Source organism: Roseomonas gilardii (assembly GCF_001941945.1).
GTDB lineage: Bacteria > Pseudomonadota > Alphaproteobacteria > Acetobacterales > Acetobacteraceae > Roseomonas.
This window is the reverse complement of record NZ_CP015583.1, coordinates 3,007,508-3,021,274: the sequence shown is the minus strand read 5'-3', so window position 1 is coordinate 3,021,274 and position 13,767 is coordinate 3,007,508. Positions and strand designations below refer to the sequence as shown.

The 13,767-nt window shown below is 66.8% G+C and carries 26 protein-coding genes; all 26 read left to right on the top strand.

Translation table 11 applies throughout. The annotated features are described in order from the left end of the window. Positions 1-27: 27 nt before the first annotated feature. The 26 genes from rpsL (at position 28) to RGI145_RS13785 (ending at position 13,676) form a co-directional block, all read left to right on the top strand. Positions 28-399, top strand: coding sequence for a 30S ribosomal protein S12 (gene rpsL, locus RGI145_RS13910; protein ID WP_019462398.1), 372 nt, complete (start codon positions 28-30; stop codon positions 397-399). Between the two features lie 11 nt (positions 400-410). Then, positions 411-887, top strand: a complete 477-nt coding sequence (rpsG, locus tag RGI145_RS13905) for a 30S ribosomal protein S7 (protein ID WP_019462399.1) — start codon at positions 411-413, stop codon at positions 885-887. Between the two features lie 30 nt (positions 888-917). After that, complete coding sequence (gene tuf / locus RGI145_RS13900) at positions 918-2,105, top strand: elongation factor Tu (RefSeq protein ID WP_075798816.1); 1,188 nt, start codon at positions 918-920, stop codon at positions 2,103-2,105. A gap of 6 nt (positions 2,106-2,111) precedes the next feature. After that, positions 2,112-2,423 (top strand): 30S ribosomal protein S10, encoded by a 312-nt coding sequence (gene rpsJ, locus RGI145_RS13895; RefSeq protein ID WP_019459503.1) that lies wholly within the window; start codon positions 2,112-2,114, stop codon positions 2,421-2,423. A gap of 19 nt (positions 2,424-2,442) precedes the next feature. Beyond that, positions 2,443-3,120: a 50S ribosomal protein L3 gene (gene rplC, locus RGI145_RS13890; RefSeq protein WP_027281252.1), complete on the top strand. Its 678-nt coding sequence runs from the start codon at positions 2,443-2,445 to the stop codon at positions 3,118-3,120. Between the two features lie 15 nt (positions 3,121-3,135). Continuing rightward, positions 3,136-3,750 carry a 50S ribosomal protein L4 gene (gene rplD / locus RGI145_RS13885; protein WP_075798815.1) on the top strand — a complete coding sequence of 205 codons (615 nt, stop codon included), beginning with the start codon at positions 3,136-3,138 and terminating at the stop codon, positions 3,748-3,750. Positions 3,751-3,782: 32 nt separating this feature from the next. Next, on the top strand, positions 3,783-4,079 hold the full coding sequence (locus tag RGI145_RS13880; protein ID WP_410528000.1) for a 50S ribosomal protein L23: 297 nt from the start codon (positions 3,783-3,785) through the stop codon (positions 4,077-4,079). A 3-nt stretch (positions 4,080-4,082) separates the two neighbouring features. Next, on the top strand, positions 4,083-4,919 hold the full coding sequence (rplB, locus tag RGI145_RS13875; RefSeq protein WP_026032926.1) for a 50S ribosomal protein L2: 837 nt from the start codon (positions 4,083-4,085) through the stop codon (positions 4,917-4,919). A gap of 4 nt (positions 4,920-4,923) precedes the next feature. Next, positions 4,924-5,202 (top strand): 30S ribosomal protein S19, encoded by a 279-nt coding sequence (gene rpsS / locus RGI145_RS13870; RefSeq protein ID WP_019459498.1) that lies wholly within the window; start codon positions 4,924-4,926, stop codon positions 5,200-5,202. A 1-nt stretch (position 5,203) separates the two neighbouring features. Further along, complete coding sequence (gene rplV / locus RGI145_RS13865) at positions 5,204-5,608, top strand: 50S ribosomal protein L22 (RefSeq protein WP_075798814.1); 405 nt, start codon at positions 5,204-5,206, stop codon at positions 5,606-5,608. Position 5,609: 1 nt separating this feature from the next. Further along, positions 5,610-6,287, top strand: a complete 678-nt coding sequence (rpsC, locus tag RGI145_RS13860) for a 30S ribosomal protein S3 (protein ID WP_019459496.1) — start codon at positions 5,610-5,612, stop codon at positions 6,285-6,287. Between the two features lie 13 nt (positions 6,288-6,300). Beyond that, positions 6,301-6,720 carry a 50S ribosomal protein L16 gene (rplP, locus tag RGI145_RS13855; RefSeq protein ID WP_019459495.1) on the top strand — a complete coding sequence of 140 codons (420 nt, stop codon included), beginning with the start codon at positions 6,301-6,303 and terminating at the stop codon, positions 6,718-6,720. 4 nt (positions 6,721-6,724) lie between these two features. After that, positions 6,725-6,931 carry a 50S ribosomal protein L29 gene (gene rpmC, locus RGI145_RS13850; protein ID WP_019459494.1) on the top strand — a complete coding sequence of 69 codons (207 nt, stop codon included), beginning with the start codon at positions 6,725-6,727 and terminating at the stop codon, positions 6,929-6,931. Positions 6,932-6,947: 16 nt separating this feature from the next. Next, a complete protein-coding gene (rpsQ, locus tag RGI145_RS13845) occupies positions 6,948-7,244 on the top strand; it encodes a 30S ribosomal protein S17 (protein WP_027281256.1) in 297 nt (98 codons plus the stop codon). After that, complete coding sequence (rplN, locus tag RGI145_RS13840; RefSeq protein WP_019459492.1) at positions 7,241-7,609, top strand: 50S ribosomal protein L14; 369 nt, start codon at positions 7,241-7,243, stop codon at positions 7,607-7,609. The genes rpsQ and rplN overlap by 4 nt, the downstream gene beginning before the upstream one ends. Next, positions 7,609-7,926 carry a 50S ribosomal protein L24 gene (gene rplX, locus RGI145_RS13835; protein ID WP_027281257.1) on the top strand — a complete coding sequence of 106 codons (318 nt, stop codon included), beginning with the start codon at positions 7,609-7,611 and terminating at the stop codon, positions 7,924-7,926. The genes rplN and rplX overlap by 1 nt, the downstream gene beginning before the upstream one ends. Continuing rightward, complete coding sequence (gene rplE / locus RGI145_RS13830) at positions 7,923-8,486, top strand: 50S ribosomal protein L5 (RefSeq protein ID WP_037225233.1); 564 nt, start codon at positions 7,923-7,925, stop codon at positions 8,484-8,486. The genes rplX and rplE overlap by 4 nt, the downstream gene beginning before the upstream one ends. A gap of 79 nt (positions 8,487-8,565) precedes the next feature. Then, on the top strand, positions 8,566-8,871 hold the full coding sequence (gene rpsN / locus RGI145_RS13825; protein WP_027281259.1) for a 30S ribosomal protein S14: 306 nt from the start codon (positions 8,566-8,568) through the stop codon (positions 8,869-8,871). A 12-nt stretch (positions 8,872-8,883) separates the two neighbouring features. Then, positions 8,884-9,282, top strand: coding sequence for a 30S ribosomal protein S8 (gene rpsH / locus RGI145_RS13820; RefSeq protein WP_027281260.1), 399 nt, complete (start codon positions 8,884-8,886; stop codon positions 9,280-9,282). Between the two features lie 13 nt (positions 9,283-9,295). Continuing rightward, positions 9,296-9,832, top strand: a complete 537-nt coding sequence (gene rplF, locus RGI145_RS13815) for a 50S ribosomal protein L6 (RefSeq protein WP_027281261.1) — start codon at positions 9,296-9,298, stop codon at positions 9,830-9,832. Beyond that, complete coding sequence (rplR, locus tag RGI145_RS13810; protein WP_027281262.1) at positions 9,832-10,185, top strand: 50S ribosomal protein L18; 354 nt, start codon at positions 9,832-9,834, stop codon at positions 10,183-10,185. Before rplF ends, rplR begins: the two co-directional genes overlap by 1 nt. Before the next feature lie 14 nt (positions 10,186-10,199). Further along, complete coding sequence (rpsE, locus tag RGI145_RS13805; RefSeq protein WP_019459485.1) at positions 10,200-10,841, top strand: 30S ribosomal protein S5; 642 nt, start codon at positions 10,200-10,202, stop codon at positions 10,839-10,841. Next, the gene (rpmD, locus tag RGI145_RS13800; RefSeq protein WP_027281263.1) at positions 10,834-11,025 is read left to right on the top strand and encodes a 50S ribosomal protein L30; all 192 of its coding nucleotides are present in this window, start codon (positions 10,834-10,836) and stop codon (positions 11,023-11,025) included. Before rpsE ends, rpmD begins: the two co-directional genes overlap by 8 nt. A 7-nt stretch (positions 11,026-11,032) precedes the next feature. Beyond that, positions 11,033-11,527, top strand: a complete 495-nt coding sequence (gene rplO / locus RGI145_RS13795; protein ID WP_027281264.1) for a 50S ribosomal protein L15 — start codon at positions 11,033-11,035, stop codon at positions 11,525-11,527. A 95-nt stretch (positions 11,528-11,622) separates the two neighbouring features. Beyond that, positions 11,623-13,029: a preprotein translocase subunit SecY gene (gene secY, locus RGI145_RS13790; protein WP_075798812.1), complete on the top strand. Its 1,407-nt coding sequence runs from the start codon at positions 11,623-11,625 to the stop codon at positions 13,027-13,029. Then, positions 13,026-13,676 (top strand): adenylate kinase, encoded by a 651-nt coding sequence (locus tag RGI145_RS13785; protein ID WP_075798811.1) that lies wholly within the window; start codon positions 13,026-13,028, stop codon positions 13,674-13,676. The genes secY and RGI145_RS13785 overlap by 4 nt, the downstream gene beginning before the upstream one ends. The last annotated feature ends 91 nt before the right edge of the window (positions 13,677-13,767 follow it).

Sequence of the window (13,767 nt, the reverse complement as noted above, 5' to 3'; positions counted from 1 at the left end):
ACTGGGACGGGTTCACGAAGGGGCGTCATGCCGACGATCAACCAGCTCATCGCCCAGGGGCGCGAGCCGAAGCCGAGCCGCAACAAGGTTCCTGCGCTGCAGGGCTGCCCGCAGAAGCGGGGTGTTTGCACTCGCGTCTACACCACCACGCCGAAGAAGCCGAACTCCGCGCTCCGTAAGGTGGCGAAGGTTCGCCTGACCAACGGCTACGAGGTGGTGAGCTACATCCCCGGCGAGGGGCACAACCTGCAGGAGCACTCCGTGGTCCTGATCCGTGGCGGCCGCGTGAAGGATCTTCCGGGCGTGCGCTACCACATCCTGCGCGGCGTGCTCGACACGCAGGGCATCGCGAAGCGTCGTCAGCGGCGTTCGCTCTACGGCGCGAAGCGTCCGAAGTAAGGGGCTGAGAGATGTCTCGTCGTCACAGCGCAGAAAAGCGCGAAGTCCTGCCGGACCCGAAGTTCGGCGACATCGTCCTCAGCCGTTTCATGAACGTGCTGATGTATGATGGTAAGAAGAGCACCGCCGAGGGCATCGTCTATGCGGCGATGGACACGCTGAAGCGCCGCGCTGGCGCCAATGCGGACCCCCTGCGCGTGTTCCATGAGGCGATGGATAACGTGAAGCCGGCCGTCGAGGTGCGTTCGCGCCGCGTCGGTGGTGCCACGTACCAGGTGCCGGTGGAGGTTCGTCCGGAGCGCCGTCAGGCCCTGGCGATCCGCTGGCTGATCGAGTCCGCGCGCAAGCGCGGTGAGAGCACGATGGAGGAGCGCCTCTCCGGCGAGTTGATGGACGCGGCCAACAACCGCGGCGCCGCCGTGAAGAAGCGTGAGGACACCCACCGGATGGCCGAAGCCAACAAGGCTTTCAGCCACTACCGCTGGTAACACACACCCGATCTTTAGAGAGACACGACCATGGCGAAGGCGAAGTTCGAGCGGAACAAGCCGCACTGCAACATCGGCACGATCGGGCACGTTGACCACGGCAAGACGTCGCTGACGGCGGCGATCACGAAGGTGCTGGCGAAGTCTGGTGGAGCGTCGTTCACGGCGTACGACCAGATCGACAAGGCGCCGGAGGAGCGTGCGCGCGGGATCACGATCTCGACGGCGCATGTGGAGTACGAGACGGCGAACCGTCACTACGCGCACGTGGACTGCCCTGGCCACGCCGACTACGTGAAGAACATGATCACGGGTGCGGCGCAGATGGACGGCGCAATCCTGGTGGTGTCGGCGGCCGATGGCCCGATGCCGCAGACGCGCGAGCACATCCTGCTGGCGCGGCAGGTGGGCGTGCCGGCGCTGGTGGTGTTCCTGAACAAGATGGACCTGGCGGATCCTGACCTGGTGGAGCTGGTGGAGATGGAGGTGCGCGAGCTGCTGTCCTCCTACCAGTTCCCGGGCGACGACATTCCGATCGTCAAGGGCTCGGCGGTGGCGGCGCTGGAAGACAAGACGCCCGAGATCGGCGAGCAGGCGATCCTGGAGCTGATGGCGGAAGTGGACCGCTACATCCCGCAGCCGGAGCGTCCGAAGGACCTGCCGTTCCTGATGCCGATCGAGGACGTGTTCTCGATCTCGGGGCGCGGCACGGTGGTGACGGGCCGCGTGGAGCGGGGCATCGTGAAGGTGGGCGAGGAAGTCGAGATCGTGGGCCTGAAGGACACGGTCAAGACGACGGTCACGGGTGTGGAGATGTTCCGCAAGCTGCTGGACAGCGGCGAAGCGGGGGACAACATCGGGGCGCTGCTGCGTGGCACGAAGCGTGAGGACGTGGAGCGCGGGCAGGTGCTGGCCAAGCCCGGCTCGATCACGCCGCACACGCGCTTCAAGGCCGAGGCCTATATCCTGACCAAGGAAGAGGGTGGCCGGCACACGCCGTTCTTCACGAACTACCGTCCGCAGTTCTACTTCCGCACGACCGACGTGACGGGCGTGGTGAAGCTGCCGGAAGGCGTGGAGATGGTGATGCCGGGCGACAACGTGGCGATGGACGTCGAGCTGATCGCGCCGATCGCCATGGACCAGGGCCTGCGCTTCGCCATCCGCGAGGGCGGCCGCACCGTCGGCGCCGGCGTCGTCGCCTCCATCGAGAAGTGATGCATCGTGGCTGACGCGCAAAACATCCGCATCCGCCTCAAGGCGTTCGATCACCGCGTGCTGGATGGCAGCACGCGGGAGATCGTGAACACCGCGAAGCGGACCGGCGCGCGGGTGCGGGGCCCGATCCCCCTGCCCACGCATATCGAGCGGTTCACCGTGAACCGTTCCCCGCACGTGGACAAGAAGTCGCGCGAGCAGTTCGAGATCCGGACTCATCGCCGCCTTCTGGACATCGTCGACCCCACCCCGCAGACCGTGGACGCGCTGATGAAGCTCGACCTCGCCTCGGGCGTGGACGTCGAGATCAAGATCTAAGGCCGGGAGGAGAGCTGCCATGGCCGCCACTAACGGCCGCACCGGCCTGATCGCCAAGAAGCTGGGCATGACCCGGCTGTTCAACGAGGACGGCTCGACCGTCCCCGTGACCGTGCTGCATGTCGACGATGTGCGCGTGGTGTCGACCCGCACCGAGGAGAAGGACGGCTATGTCGCCCTTCAGATCGGCGCCGGGAAGGCGAAGGTGAAGAACGTCTCCAAGCCCAACAAGGGCCACTTCGCGAAGACCGGCGTGGAAGCGCCGGCCAAGCTGGTGGAGTTCCGCGTCGCTGCCGACGCGGTGCTGGAGGCGGGCGCTTCGCTGACGCCGTCGCACTTCGTTGCCGGTCAGCGCATCGACGTGACCGCGACCTCGAAGGGCAAGGGCTTCGCCGGTGCGATGAAGCGCTGGAACTTCCGTGGTCTCGAGGCGTCGCACGGCGTATCGATCAGCCACCGCTCGCACGGTTCCACGGGTAACCGCCAGGATCCGGGCAAGACCTTCAAGAACAAGAAGATGGCCGGCCATCTCGGTGTCGAGCGCATCACCACCCAGAACCTAGTGGTGGCGGGTGTCGATGCGGAGAAGGGGCTGCTGCTGGTGAAGGGCTCCGTGCCCGGCGCCGCGGGGGCCTGGGTGATGGTTCGTGACGCCGTGAAGCGCGCGCGCCACGCCGACGCGCCCTATCCGGCGTAAAGGTAGATAGAAGCGATGCAAGTGAAGGTTATCACTCTCGATAACGGCCAAGCCGGCGAGATCGAGCTGCCGGAGGAGCTCTTCGGAGCCACTCCGCGGTCCGACATCATGGCGCGCGTGGTGCACTGGCAGCTCGCGAAGCGACGTGCGGGTACCCACAAGGTGAAGGGCATGGGGGAGGTCTCCGGGACCACCAAGAAGCCCTATCGCCAGAAGGGGACCGGCAATGCCCGTCAGGGCTCGCTCCGTGCGCCGCAGTTCCGCACCGGTGGCGTCGTGCATGGTCCGGTCGTCCGCGACCACGGCTACAGCCTGAACAAGAAGGTCCGCCGCCTGGGCCTGATCTCGGCGCTGAGCCAGAAGGCCCGTGACGGCAAGCTCGTCGTGATCGACGTGCCGGCCGAAGCGGCCAAGACCGCGCAGCTGGCCAAGCAGGTCAAGGCGCTGGGCTGGGCGAGCGCGCTGGTGGTCGATGCGACCCCGGCCGAGGGCTTCGTGCGCGCCGCGCGCAACCTGCCCAAGGTCCAGGTCATGCCGACGGTCGGCGCCAACGTGTACGACATCCTCAACCACGACATCCTCGCGGTGACGCGGGCTGGGGTCGAGGCGCTGAAGGAGCGGCTGGCGTGAGCGAGACGCAGGAAAAGGCCAAGCGCCCGGTGATCGGGCGCGAGCGGATGTACCAGGTCGTGCTGGCGCCGCTGGTGACGGAGAAGGCGACCGCCCTGAACGAGCAGGGCCAGGTGACCTTCAAGGTGGCGCTCGAGGCGACGAAGCCCGAGATCAAGGCCGCCGTTGAGGGCCTGTTCGGTGTGACGGTGAAGGCCGTGAACACCGTGGTGGTCAAGGGCAAGACGAAGCGCTTCAAGGGTCGTCCCGGGGTGCGTTCGGACTGGAAGAAGGCGATGGTCAAGCTCGGCGAGGGCCAGTCCATCGACCTCACGACGGGGCTCGCGTAAGCCATGGCATTGAAGAACTTCAATCCGGTCACCCCGTCCCTGCGCGGGACGGTGCTGGTGGACCGGTCCGAGCTGTGGAAGGGCGCGCCCGTCAAGCAGCTCACCGAGGGCAAGAGCAAGTCGGGCGGCCGCAACAATCACGGCCGTACGACTGTTCGGTTCCGTGGTGGCGGACACAAGCAGACCTATCGCTATGTGGACTTCAAGCGAAACACCAAGTTCGGTGTTCCCGCGACGGTCGAGCGGCTGGAATACGATCCCAACCGCACCGCCTGGATCGCGCTGCTGAAGTACCAGGACGGCGAGCTGGCCTACATCATCGCGCCGCAGCGGCTGAAGGCCGGCGACACGGTGGTCTCCGACCAGCGCGCCGACATCAAGCCAGGCAATGCGATGCCGCTGTCGGCCATTCCGGTCGGCACGATCATCCACTGCATCGAGCTGAAGCCGGGCGCCGGCGCGAAGATGGCCCGCTCCGCGGGTTCCTACGCGCAGCTGGTCGGCAAGGATTCGGGCTATGCCCAGATCAAGCTGATGTCGGGTGAGCTACGGCTGGTGCGGGCGGAGTGCATGGCCTCGATCGGCGCCGTGTCCAACCCCGACAACAGCAACCAGCAGATCGGCAAGGCCGGTCGCTCCCGCTGGCTTGGCCGTCGCCCGCACAACCGCGGCGTGGTCATGAACCCGGTCGACCATCCGCACGGCGGTGGCGAAGGCCGGACCTCGGGCGGCCGTCACCCGGTTACCCCGTGGGGCAAGCCGACGAAGGGTTACAAGACCCGCACCAACAAGCGGACGAACAATCTGATTGTTCGCCGGCGCAACGCGACGAAGGGCTGATTAGATGGCTCGCAGTGTTTGGAAGGGGCCGTTCGTCGACGGCTACCTGCTCAACAAGGCGGATGCGGCGCGTGCGTCGGGACGGAACGAGATCATCAAGATCTGGAGCCGCCGCAGCACGATCCTTCCGCAGTTCGTCGGCCTGACCTTCGGGGTCTACAACGGGAAGAAGTTCATCCCGGTGCAGGTCAACGAGAACATGGTCGGCCACAAGTTCGGCGAATTCTCGCCGACGCGGACCTTCACCGGCCACTCGGCCGACAAGAAGGCGAAGCGGGGCTGAGATGAGCAAGCCGAAGCATGAGCGGAGCCTCGGTGAGACCGAGGCCATGGCGACCACCCGGAACATCCGGGTCTCGCCGCGCAAGCTGAATCTGGCCGCCGGCCTGATCCGTGGCAAGAAGGCGCAGGACGCGGTGGCGATCCTGACCTTCTCCAAGTTCCGGATCACCGACACGGTCAAGAAGACGCTGGAGAGCGCGATCGCGAACGCGGAGAACAACCACCAGCTGGACGTTGACCGTCTGGTGGTGTCCCGCGCCGAGGTCGGCCGCGCTGTTGTCATGAAGCGCTTCCATGCGCGTGGCCGTGGCCGGTCGTCGCGCGTCGAGAAGTGGTTCAGCCACATCACCATCGTGGTGGCGGAGCAGCAGGTGGCCGATACCGCGCCGCAGCAGGAGGCCGCGTAACATGGGTCACAAAGTCAACCCGATCGGGCTGCGGCTGGGCATCAACCGCACCTGGGACAGCCGCTGGTACGCCGATGCGGGCTATTCCAAGATGCTGCACGATGACCTGAAGCTTCGCACGAAGCTGAAGGAGCGCCTGAAGGGCGCCGGCGTGTCGCGCATCGTGATCGAGCGTCCGGCCAAGAAGCCGCGCGTCACGATCCATGCCGCCCGTCCGGGCGTGGTGATCGGCAAGAAGGGCGCCGACATCGAGGTGCTGCGCAAGGACCTGGCGAAGCTCGCTGGGGCCGAGGTCTCCCTGAACATCATGGAGATCCGCAAGCCCGAGATCGACGCGACCCTGGTCGCCGAAAGCATCGCCCAGCAGCTGGAGCGCCGCGTGGCCTTCCGGCGCGCCATGAAGCGCGCCGTGCAGTCCGCGATGCGCCTGGGTGCCGGCGGCATCCGCATCAACTGCGGCGGCCGCCTGGGCGGGGCCGAGATCGCGCGCATGGAATGGTACCGCGAGGGCCGCGTGCCCCTGCATACCCTCCGCGCCGACATCGACTTCGGCACGGCGACGGCGAAGACCAACTACGGCACCTGCGGTGTCAAGGTCTGGATCTTCAAGGGTGAAATTCTGGCTCATGATCCGATGGCGCAGGACAAGCGCGCCGCGGAGCAGGCGCCTCAGCGCTGAGGCGGGATGAATCATGCTGCAACCGAAGCGCACGAAGTTCCGCAAGGCCCATAAGGGTCGCATCCATGGTCTGGCGAAGGGCGGGTTCACCCTGTCCTTTGGCGGCTTTGGCCTGAAGGCCCTGGAGCCGGAGCGAGTGACGGCCCGCCAGATCGAGGCGGCCCGTCGCGCCATTACCCGCGCCATGAAGCGCCAGGGTCGCGTCTGGATCCGGATCTTCCCGGATGTTCCGGTCTCGACCAAGCCTGCCGAGGTCCGCATGGGCTCCGGCAAGGGCGCGCCCGAGTACTGGGTGGCCCGCATCAAGCCGGGTCGCATCATGTTCGAGATCGATGGCGTCAGCCAGGAGACGGCCCGCGAGGCGCTGACCCTTGGCGCGGCGAAGCTGCCGATCAAGACGAAGTTCGTGGCGCGTCTGGGCGCCGAGGCGTAAAGACATGACCAAGATCGCAGATGTCCGGGCGAAGAGCCCGGACGAGCTGAAGGCGATGCTGCTCGATCTCCGGAAAGAGCAGTTTAACCTCCGCTTCCAACGTGCCACTGGACAACTGGAGGCGGTTTCGCGTATTCGCGCGGTGCGGCGAGACATCGCCCGCGTGAAGACCGTGCTGGGCCAGTCGGCCCAGGCGGACAAGAAGGCCTGACGAGGAGACCCCGGCGATGCCGAAGCGAGTCCTCACCGGGCGGGTCGTGAGCGACAAGGGCGATAAGACGGTTACCGTCCTCGTCGAACGTCGTGTCATGCATCCGCTCTACAAGAAGTTCATCAAGCGCTCGGGCCGCTATGCGGCGCACGACGACGCCAACCTGTGCAAGGAAGGCGATACCGTGCGGATCGAGGAGTGCCGCCCCATCAGCAAGCGCAAGAGCTGGCTGGTGGTCGCGCGCAACGGTGAGGACGTCGCCCGTCCCGCCGGCTTCGAGGCTGCCCCGACGGCGGAGACGGCTGCGGCATGATCCAGGTTGAATCCAACCTCGACGTCGCCGACAACTCCGGCGCGCGGAAGGTCCAGTGCATCAAGGTGCTGGGCGGTTCCAAGCGCAAGACGGCTTCTGTCGGTGATATCATCGTGGTGTCCGTGAAGGACGCCATTCCCCGTGCCAAGGTGAAGAAGGGCGAGGTGCATCGCGCCGTCATCGTCCGCACGGCCTATCCCGTGCGGCGTGGCGATGGCTCGGCCATCCGCTTCGACAACAACGCGGCCGTCCTGATCAACAAGCAGGGCGAGCCGATCGGCACGCGTATCTTCGGTCCGGTGGTGCGCGAGCTGCGCGCCCGCCGGTACATGAAGATCATCTCCCTGGCTCCGGAGGTGCTGTAATGGCCGCGAAGATCCGCAAGGGTGACCGCGTCCAGGTGATCACCGGTTCCGACAAGGGCAAGCGCGGCGAAGTGCTGCGCGTGATCCCCGAGGACAACCGCGCGATCGTCCAGGGCGTGAACATGGTCAAGCGGCACCTCAAGCCGCAGGGCATGAACCAGCCGGGTGGCATCCAGGAGAAGGAGGCGACGATCCACCTCTCCAACCTGGCGCTGATCGATCCGAAGTCCGACAAGCCGACCCGCGTCGGCTTCAAGGACGTGGACGGCAAGAAGGTCCGGGTGGCCAAGGCCTCCGGCGAGGTGCTCGACGCATGAGCGACACTCAGAAGGAGCTGCCGCGCCTGCAGCGCCACTACAACGAAGTGGTGCGCAAGGCCCTGCAGGAGCAGTTCGCCTACCAGAACGTCATGGAGATGCCGAAGCTCTCCAAGATCGTCATCAACATGGGTGTTGGCGAAGCGGCCGGCGACAGCAAGAAGCTGGACGCTGCCGTGGCCGACCTGATGGCCATCGCTGGCCAGAAGCCGGTCAAGACCCGTGCCAAGAAGGCGATCGCGGGCTTCAAGATCCGTGAGGGGCAGGCAATCGGCTGCAAGGTCACGCTGCGCCGTGCCCGGATGTACGAGTTCCTGGACCGTCTGGTGACGATCGCGCTGCCGCGCGTCCGCGATTTTCGCGGCCTGCCCGGCAACCGTGGCTTCGACGGCCGTGGCAACTTCGCCATGGGCCTGAAGGAGCAGATCATCTTCCCGGAAATCGCCTACGACAAGGTCGAGGCGGTGCGTGGCATGGACATCCAGTTCGTGACCACGGCCAAGACGGACAAGGAGGCCAAGGCCCTTCTCAAGGCCTTCGAGCTGCCTTTCGCCAATTAATCTCGGAAAACCGGCCCGGCCCGTTCCCTTCCCGGTTGGCGGGGGACGGGTGGGGCCAGGTTCTGGAGGATAAGATCGCATGGCCAAGACTTCGGCTGTCGAGAAGAACAACCGGCGCGCCAAGCTTTCGGCGCTGCACGCGGAGAAGCGTGCGGCGTTGAAGGCTCTGGTGATGGACCGCGAGGCGCCCGTCGAGGAGCGTTTCGAGGCCACCCTGAAGCTCGCGCAGCTGCCGCGGAATGGCGCCAAGGTGCGCGTCCGCCTGCGCTGCGAGCTGACTGGCCGTCCCCGCGGGAACTACCGCAAGTTCAAGCTGAGCCGTAACGCGCTCCGTGACCTGGCCTCCGTTGGCCAGATTCCCGGGCTCGTGAAGGCCTCCTGGTAAGGCGGAGGATCGATGTCCCTGTCCGATCCGCTGGGTGATATGCTCACCCGCATCCGCAATGGTCAGCGCGCGCGGCAGAGCCGCATCGTGTCTCCCGCGTCGCGCCTGCGCGCCGACGTGCTGGATGTCCTGAAGCGCGAAGGCTATATCCGTGGCTACAGCTCCGAGGACGTGCGCCCCGGCGTGAAGATCCTCAACATCGAGCTGAAGTATTCGGAGGGCGAGCCGGTGATCAAGGAGATCAACCGGGTGTCCAAGCCGGGCCGCCGCGTCTACGCGAAGATCAAGGAGCTGCCGAAGGTCTATAACGGCTTCGGCGTTTCCATCCTGTCCACGCCTCGCGGCGTGATGAGCGACAATGAGGCCCGCGCTGCCAATGTTGGCGGCGAAGTCCTCTGCCGCGTGTTCTGAGGAGGCCGACCCCATGTCACGCGTCGGCAAGTATCCCGTCACCGTCCCGAGCGGCGTCACCGTCGCCCTGCAGGACGGCGTCGTGGTGGCCAAGGGCAAGCTCGGCGAGCTGCGTCTGCCGGTCGTCACGGATGCGGTGGAAGTGAAGATCGAGGATGGTTCCGTCACTGTCTCGCCCAAGGGCGAGGACCGGCGGTCGCGCACGCTGTGGGGCACCACGCGTTCGCTGATCAACGGGATGGTGACGGGCGTCTCCACCGGCTTCTCCAAGTCCATGGAGATCACCGGCACGGGTTACCGTGCGGCGGTCCAGGGCAAGGATCTGGTGCTGAACCTCGGCTACAGCCACGAGATCCGCTACGCGATCCCGGAAGGGATCAAGATCACGACCGAGCGCCCCACGGCGATCAAGGTCGAGGGTGCGGACAAGCAGCGGGTCGGCCAGGTGGCCGCCGAGATCCGCGCCTATCGTGGTCCCGAGCCCTACAAGGGCAAGGGCGTCCGCTACGACAACGAGGTCATCCTCCGGAAGGAGGGTAAGAAGAAGTGATGCGCAAGCTCGCACTCCAGACGCGGCGCCGGTCCCGGCTCCGCTTCCAGCTGCGGCAGAAGGCCGGTGGGCGTCCGCGCCTGTCGATCTACCGCTCCGGCCGGCACATCTATGCGCAGGTGATCGACGACAAGGCGGGCCGCACCCTGGCGGCCGCCTCGACGCTCGAGAAGGACCTGCGCGCCCGTACGGGGGCGGATGTCGATGCGGCGACCGCCATCGGCAAGCTGGTGGCCGAGCGCGCCATCGCGGCCGGTGTCTCGGCGGTGGTCTTCGACCGCGGCCCCTATCTCTACCATGGCAGGGTCAAGGCCCTGGCGGACGGCGCCCGCGAGGGCGGGCTGTCGTTCTGAGGAGCGTCTGACGCATGGCATATGCACCGAGGTCCGGTGGCGGTGGCGAAGGTGGTGACGGCGAGCGCCGTGGCCGCGGCCGCCGTCGCGACAACGACCGCAATCAGCAGCAGGCCCACAGCGAGGGTGATGAGCTCCGCGACAAGCTGGTGACCATCAACCGCGTCGCGAAGGTGGTGAAGGGTGGCCGTCGCTTCTCCTTCGCCGCGCTCGTGGTGGTGGGTGACCAGAAGGGCCGCGTGGGCTGGGGCGCCGGCAAGGCGCGCGAGGTTCCGGAGGCGATCCGCAAGGCGACTGAGCGCGCCAAGCGGACGATGATCCGCGTGCCGATGCGCGAGGGCCGCACCCTGCATCACGACATGATCGGCGAGTTCGGCGCAGGTCGCGTGATCCTGCGCGCGGCGCCGGCGGGCACCGGCATCATCGCCGGCGGTCCGATGCGCGCCGTGTTCGAGACGCTGGGCATGGGCGACGTGGTCGCCAAGTGCACCGGCACGACGAACCCGCACAACATGGTCAAGGCGACCTTCGCGGCGCTGGGGAAGGTGACCTCCCCGCGTGCCGTGGCGGCGCGGCGCGGCAAGAAGGTCTCCGACCTGATCGGCCCGCGCAAGGATGAGGCCGCTCCGGCGGCTCAGGAGGCTGGCGGTGTCTGAGACTGCCAAGAAGACCGTGAAGGTGACCCAGACCGGGTCGCCGATCGGCCGCAAGCCCGGCCAGCGCGAGACGCTGATCGGGCTCGGGCTGAACAAGATGCACCGGAGCCGCGAGCTGGAGGACACCCCTTCCGTGCGCGGCATGATCCGGAAGGTCGCCCATCTCATCAAGGTGGAGGACTGATCGCATGGTGAAGCTGAACGAGCTGCGCGACAACGAGGGCGCCCGCCCGAAGTTCAAGCGCATCGGCCGCGGCATCGGCTCCGGCAAGGGCAAGACGGGTGGCCGCGGTGTGAAGGGCCAGAAGGCCCGCACCGGCGTGTCGCTGAACGGGTTCGAGGGCGGCCAGCTCCCGATCTACCGGCGTCTGCCGAAGCGGGGCTTCGTGAACCTCTTCCGCGTCGAGTACGCGCCGCTGAACATCGGCCTGCTCGACAAGGCGATCGAGGAAGGCCGCCTGCCGGCCGACCAGGCGCTGGACGAGACGATGCTGAAGGCGGCCGGCGTGGTGCGGGTCAGCGGCAAGCGCGCCGGTGTCCGCCTGCTCGCCAAGGGTGAGATCAAGCGTGCGGTGAACATCACCGTCACCGGTGCCTCGCAGGCCGCGATCGCGGCGGTCGAGGCGGCTGGCGGCAAGGTGACGGTCACGGCGCCGAAGGCTTCGGAAGAAGCTCCGGCCGCTTGATCTCGGCCTCCCTGGGGGGCTACCTGACAGCTGATGTCTTCGCTGCGGCGCGCGGGGGACCTCCCCCGGGCGCCGCAGTCGTATGGAGGGTACGCATGGCGTCCGCCGCCGAGCAGCTCGCGGCCAATCTCAACCTCGGGGTGCTGTCGCGCGCCACCGAGCTGAAGAAGCGGCTCTGGTTCACACTAGGGGCACTGATCGTCTATCGCCTCGGCACCTATATCCCCGTCCCCGGCGTGGATGCGTCGGTGATGGCGGATATCCTGCGCCAGCATGGCGGCGGCGTCCTGGGCATGTTCGACATGTTCACCGGCGGCGCGCTGGGGCGCATGACGGTCTTCGCGCTGAACATCATGCCCTACATTTCCGCCTCCATCATCGTGCAGCTGATGACGGCGGCGATCCCGGCCTGGGAGGCCCTCAAGAAGGAGGGCGAGAGCGGGCGGAAGAAGCTCAACCAGTACACGCGCTACCTGACGGTGCTGATCGCCGTCTTCCAGGCCTATGGCATCGCCGTGGGGCTGGAGGGCATGCAGGGCGCCATGGGGGCCTCGCCGGTCTATGCCGGGGGCGCCTTCTTCCGGCTTTCCGCGGTGATCACCCTGGTGGGCGGCACGATGTTCCTGATGTGGCTGGGTGAGCAGATCACTGCCCGGGGCATCGGCAACGGCATCAGCCTGATCATCTTCGCGGGCATCGTGGCGAACCTGCCCCATGCCTTCGTCTCGACTCTGGAACTGGGCCGGACCGGGGCGCTGTCCACGCCCTTCATCATCTTCTTCCTGTTGATCGCGCTCGCCGTGATCGCCTTCGTGGTGTTCATGGAGCGGGCGCAGCGCCGGATTCCGGTGCAGTACCCCAAGCGGCAGGTCGGCAACCGGATGTTCGGGGGCGACTCGACCCATCTGCCGCTGAAGCTGAACACGGCCGGCGTGATCCCGCCGATCTTCGCCTCCTCGCTGCTGCTGTTGCCGGCGACCTTCGCTGGCTTCGCGGGCGCGGGGCAGGGGGAGGACACCTGGCTGAGCCGGGCGGCACAGTGGCTCGCGCATGGCCAGCCGCTCTACATGGCTCTCTACGTCGCGCTGATCATCTTCTTCGCCTTCTTCTACACCGCGGTGGTCTTCAACCCGCAGGAGACGGCGGAGAACCTGAAGAAGAACGGCGGCTTCGTGCCCGGCATCCGTCCGGGGCAGGCGACGGCGGATTATTTCGACCGGGTCCTGACGCGGCTGACGCTGGTGGGCGCGATCTATCTCTGCATCGTCTGCCTCATCCCGGAATTCCTGATCAGCCAGTACGGCGTGCCCTTCTACTTCGGAGGCACCTCCCTGCTGATCATCGTGTCCGTAACGATGGACACGGTGGCCCAGGTGCAGTCTCATCTCTTCGCGCACCAGTACCAGGGCCTGATCCGAAAGGCCCGGTTGGGGGCGCCGGGGGCGGGGGGAAGCCGGTCCCTGCCGAACGGTAACCGTCCGACTGTTGGGAGACGTCGTTGAACCTGATCCTGCTGGGGCCTCCCGGGGCCGGAAAGGGAACCCAGGCCAAGCGCCTGGAGGAGAAGTTCGGGGTCGCTCAGATCTCGACCGGCGACATGCTCCGGGCCGAGGTCAAGTCGGGCTCGGAGATCGGGCGCGAGGCCAAGGCGATCATGGAGAGCGGCGGGCTGGTGCCCGACGCGATCATCACCGCCATGCTGGCCCTGCGGGTTGCCCGGCCGGACTGCGCCAAGGGCTTCATCCTGGACGGCTTCCCGCGCACCGTGCCCCAGGCCGAGGCGCTGGATGTGATGCTGAAGGAGAAGGGCTTGGCGCTCGACCACGTGATCGAGCTGAAGGTGGATCCGGCGGCGCTGGTCGAGCGCATCGCTGGCCGATTCACCTGCGCCGCCTGCGGCACGGGCTATCACGACACCTTCAAGCCGACGATCCAGGCCGGGGTCTGCGACGTCTGTGGCGGCACGGAGTTCGTCCGCCGGGCCGACGACAAGGCGGAGACGGTGGCGGCGCGGCTGGAGGCCTACCGGCTGCAGACGGAGCCGCTGCTGCCCTATTACCAGGCGCAGGGGAAGCTGAAGTCGGTGGACGGCATGGCCGATATCGACGACGTGACCCGCGAATTGGAAGCCCTGTTGAGTCGGGCTTGACCTGAGGGGCGGGGAGGTTTATCCCGCCCCTTCCTCGCGGCGGGCTCCCTCCCGCTGCGTTTTCCCATGCCATTTGCCGGTGCTTCGGCGG

Bases quoted from the DNA above. Each gene is read 5' to 3' on its own strand.
- rpsL (WP_019462398.1), top strand. From the start codon at position 28: ATGCCGACGATCAACCAGCTCATCGCCCAGGGGCGCGAGCCGAAGCCG.
- rpsG (WP_019462399.1), top strand. From the start codon at position 411: ATGTCTCGTCGTCACAGCGCAGAAAAGCGCGAAGTCCTGCCGGACCCG.
- tuf (WP_075798816.1), top strand. From the start codon at position 918: ATGGCGAAGGCGAAGTTCGAGCGGAACAAGCCGCACTGCAACATCGGC.
- rplC (WP_027281252.1), top strand. From the start codon at position 2,443: ATGGCCGCCACTAACGGCCGCACCGGCCTGATCGCCAAGAAGCTGGGC.
- rplD (WP_075798815.1), top strand. From the start codon at position 3,136: ATGCAAGTGAAGGTTATCACTCTCGATAACGGCCAAGCCGGCGAGATC.
- rplB (WP_026032926.1), top strand. From the start codon at position 4,083: ATGGCATTGAAGAACTTCAATCCGGTCACCCCGTCCCTGCGCGGGACG.
- rpsS (WP_019459498.1), top strand. From the start codon at position 4,924: ATGGCTCGCAGTGTTTGGAAGGGGCCGTTCGTCGACGGCTACCTGCTC.
- rplV (WP_075798814.1), top strand. From the start codon at position 5,204: ATGAGCAAGCCGAAGCATGAGCGGAGCCTCGGTGAGACCGAGGCCATG.
- rpsC (WP_019459496.1), top strand. From the start codon at position 5,610: ATGGGTCACAAAGTCAACCCGATCGGGCTGCGGCTGGGCATCAACCGC.
- rplP (WP_019459495.1), top strand. From the start codon at position 6,301: ATGCTGCAACCGAAGCGCACGAAGTTCCGCAAGGCCCATAAGGGTCGC.
- rpmC (WP_019459494.1), top strand. From the start codon at position 6,725: ATGACCAAGATCGCAGATGTCCGGGCGAAGAGCCCGGACGAGCTGAAG.
- rpsQ (WP_027281256.1), top strand. From the start codon at position 6,948: ATGCCGAAGCGAGTCCTCACCGGGCGGGTCGTGAGCGACAAGGGCGAT.
- rplN (WP_019459492.1), top strand. From the start codon at position 7,241: ATGATCCAGGTTGAATCCAACCTCGACGTCGCCGACAACTCCGGCGCG.
- rplX (WP_027281257.1), top strand. From the start codon at position 7,609: ATGGCCGCGAAGATCCGCAAGGGTGACCGCGTCCAGGTGATCACCGGT.
- rplE (WP_037225233.1), top strand. From the start codon at position 7,923: ATGAGCGACACTCAGAAGGAGCTGCCGCGCCTGCAGCGCCACTACAAC.
- rpsN (WP_027281259.1), top strand. From the start codon at position 8,566: ATGGCCAAGACTTCGGCTGTCGAGAAGAACAACCGGCGCGCCAAGCTT.
- rpsH (WP_027281260.1), top strand. From the start codon at position 8,884: ATGTCCCTGTCCGATCCGCTGGGTGATATGCTCACCCGCATCCGCAAT.
- rplF (WP_027281261.1), top strand. From the start codon at position 9,296: ATGTCACGCGTCGGCAAGTATCCCGTCACCGTCCCGAGCGGCGTCACC.
- rplR (WP_027281262.1), top strand. From the start codon at position 9,832: ATGCGCAAGCTCGCACTCCAGACGCGGCGCCGGTCCCGGCTCCGCTTC.
- rpsE (WP_019459485.1), top strand. From the start codon at position 10,200: ATGGCATATGCACCGAGGTCCGGTGGCGGTGGCGAAGGTGGTGACGGC.
- secY (WP_075798812.1), top strand. From the start codon at position 11,623: ATGGCGTCCGCCGCCGAGCAGCTCGCGGCCAATCTCAACCTCGGGGTG.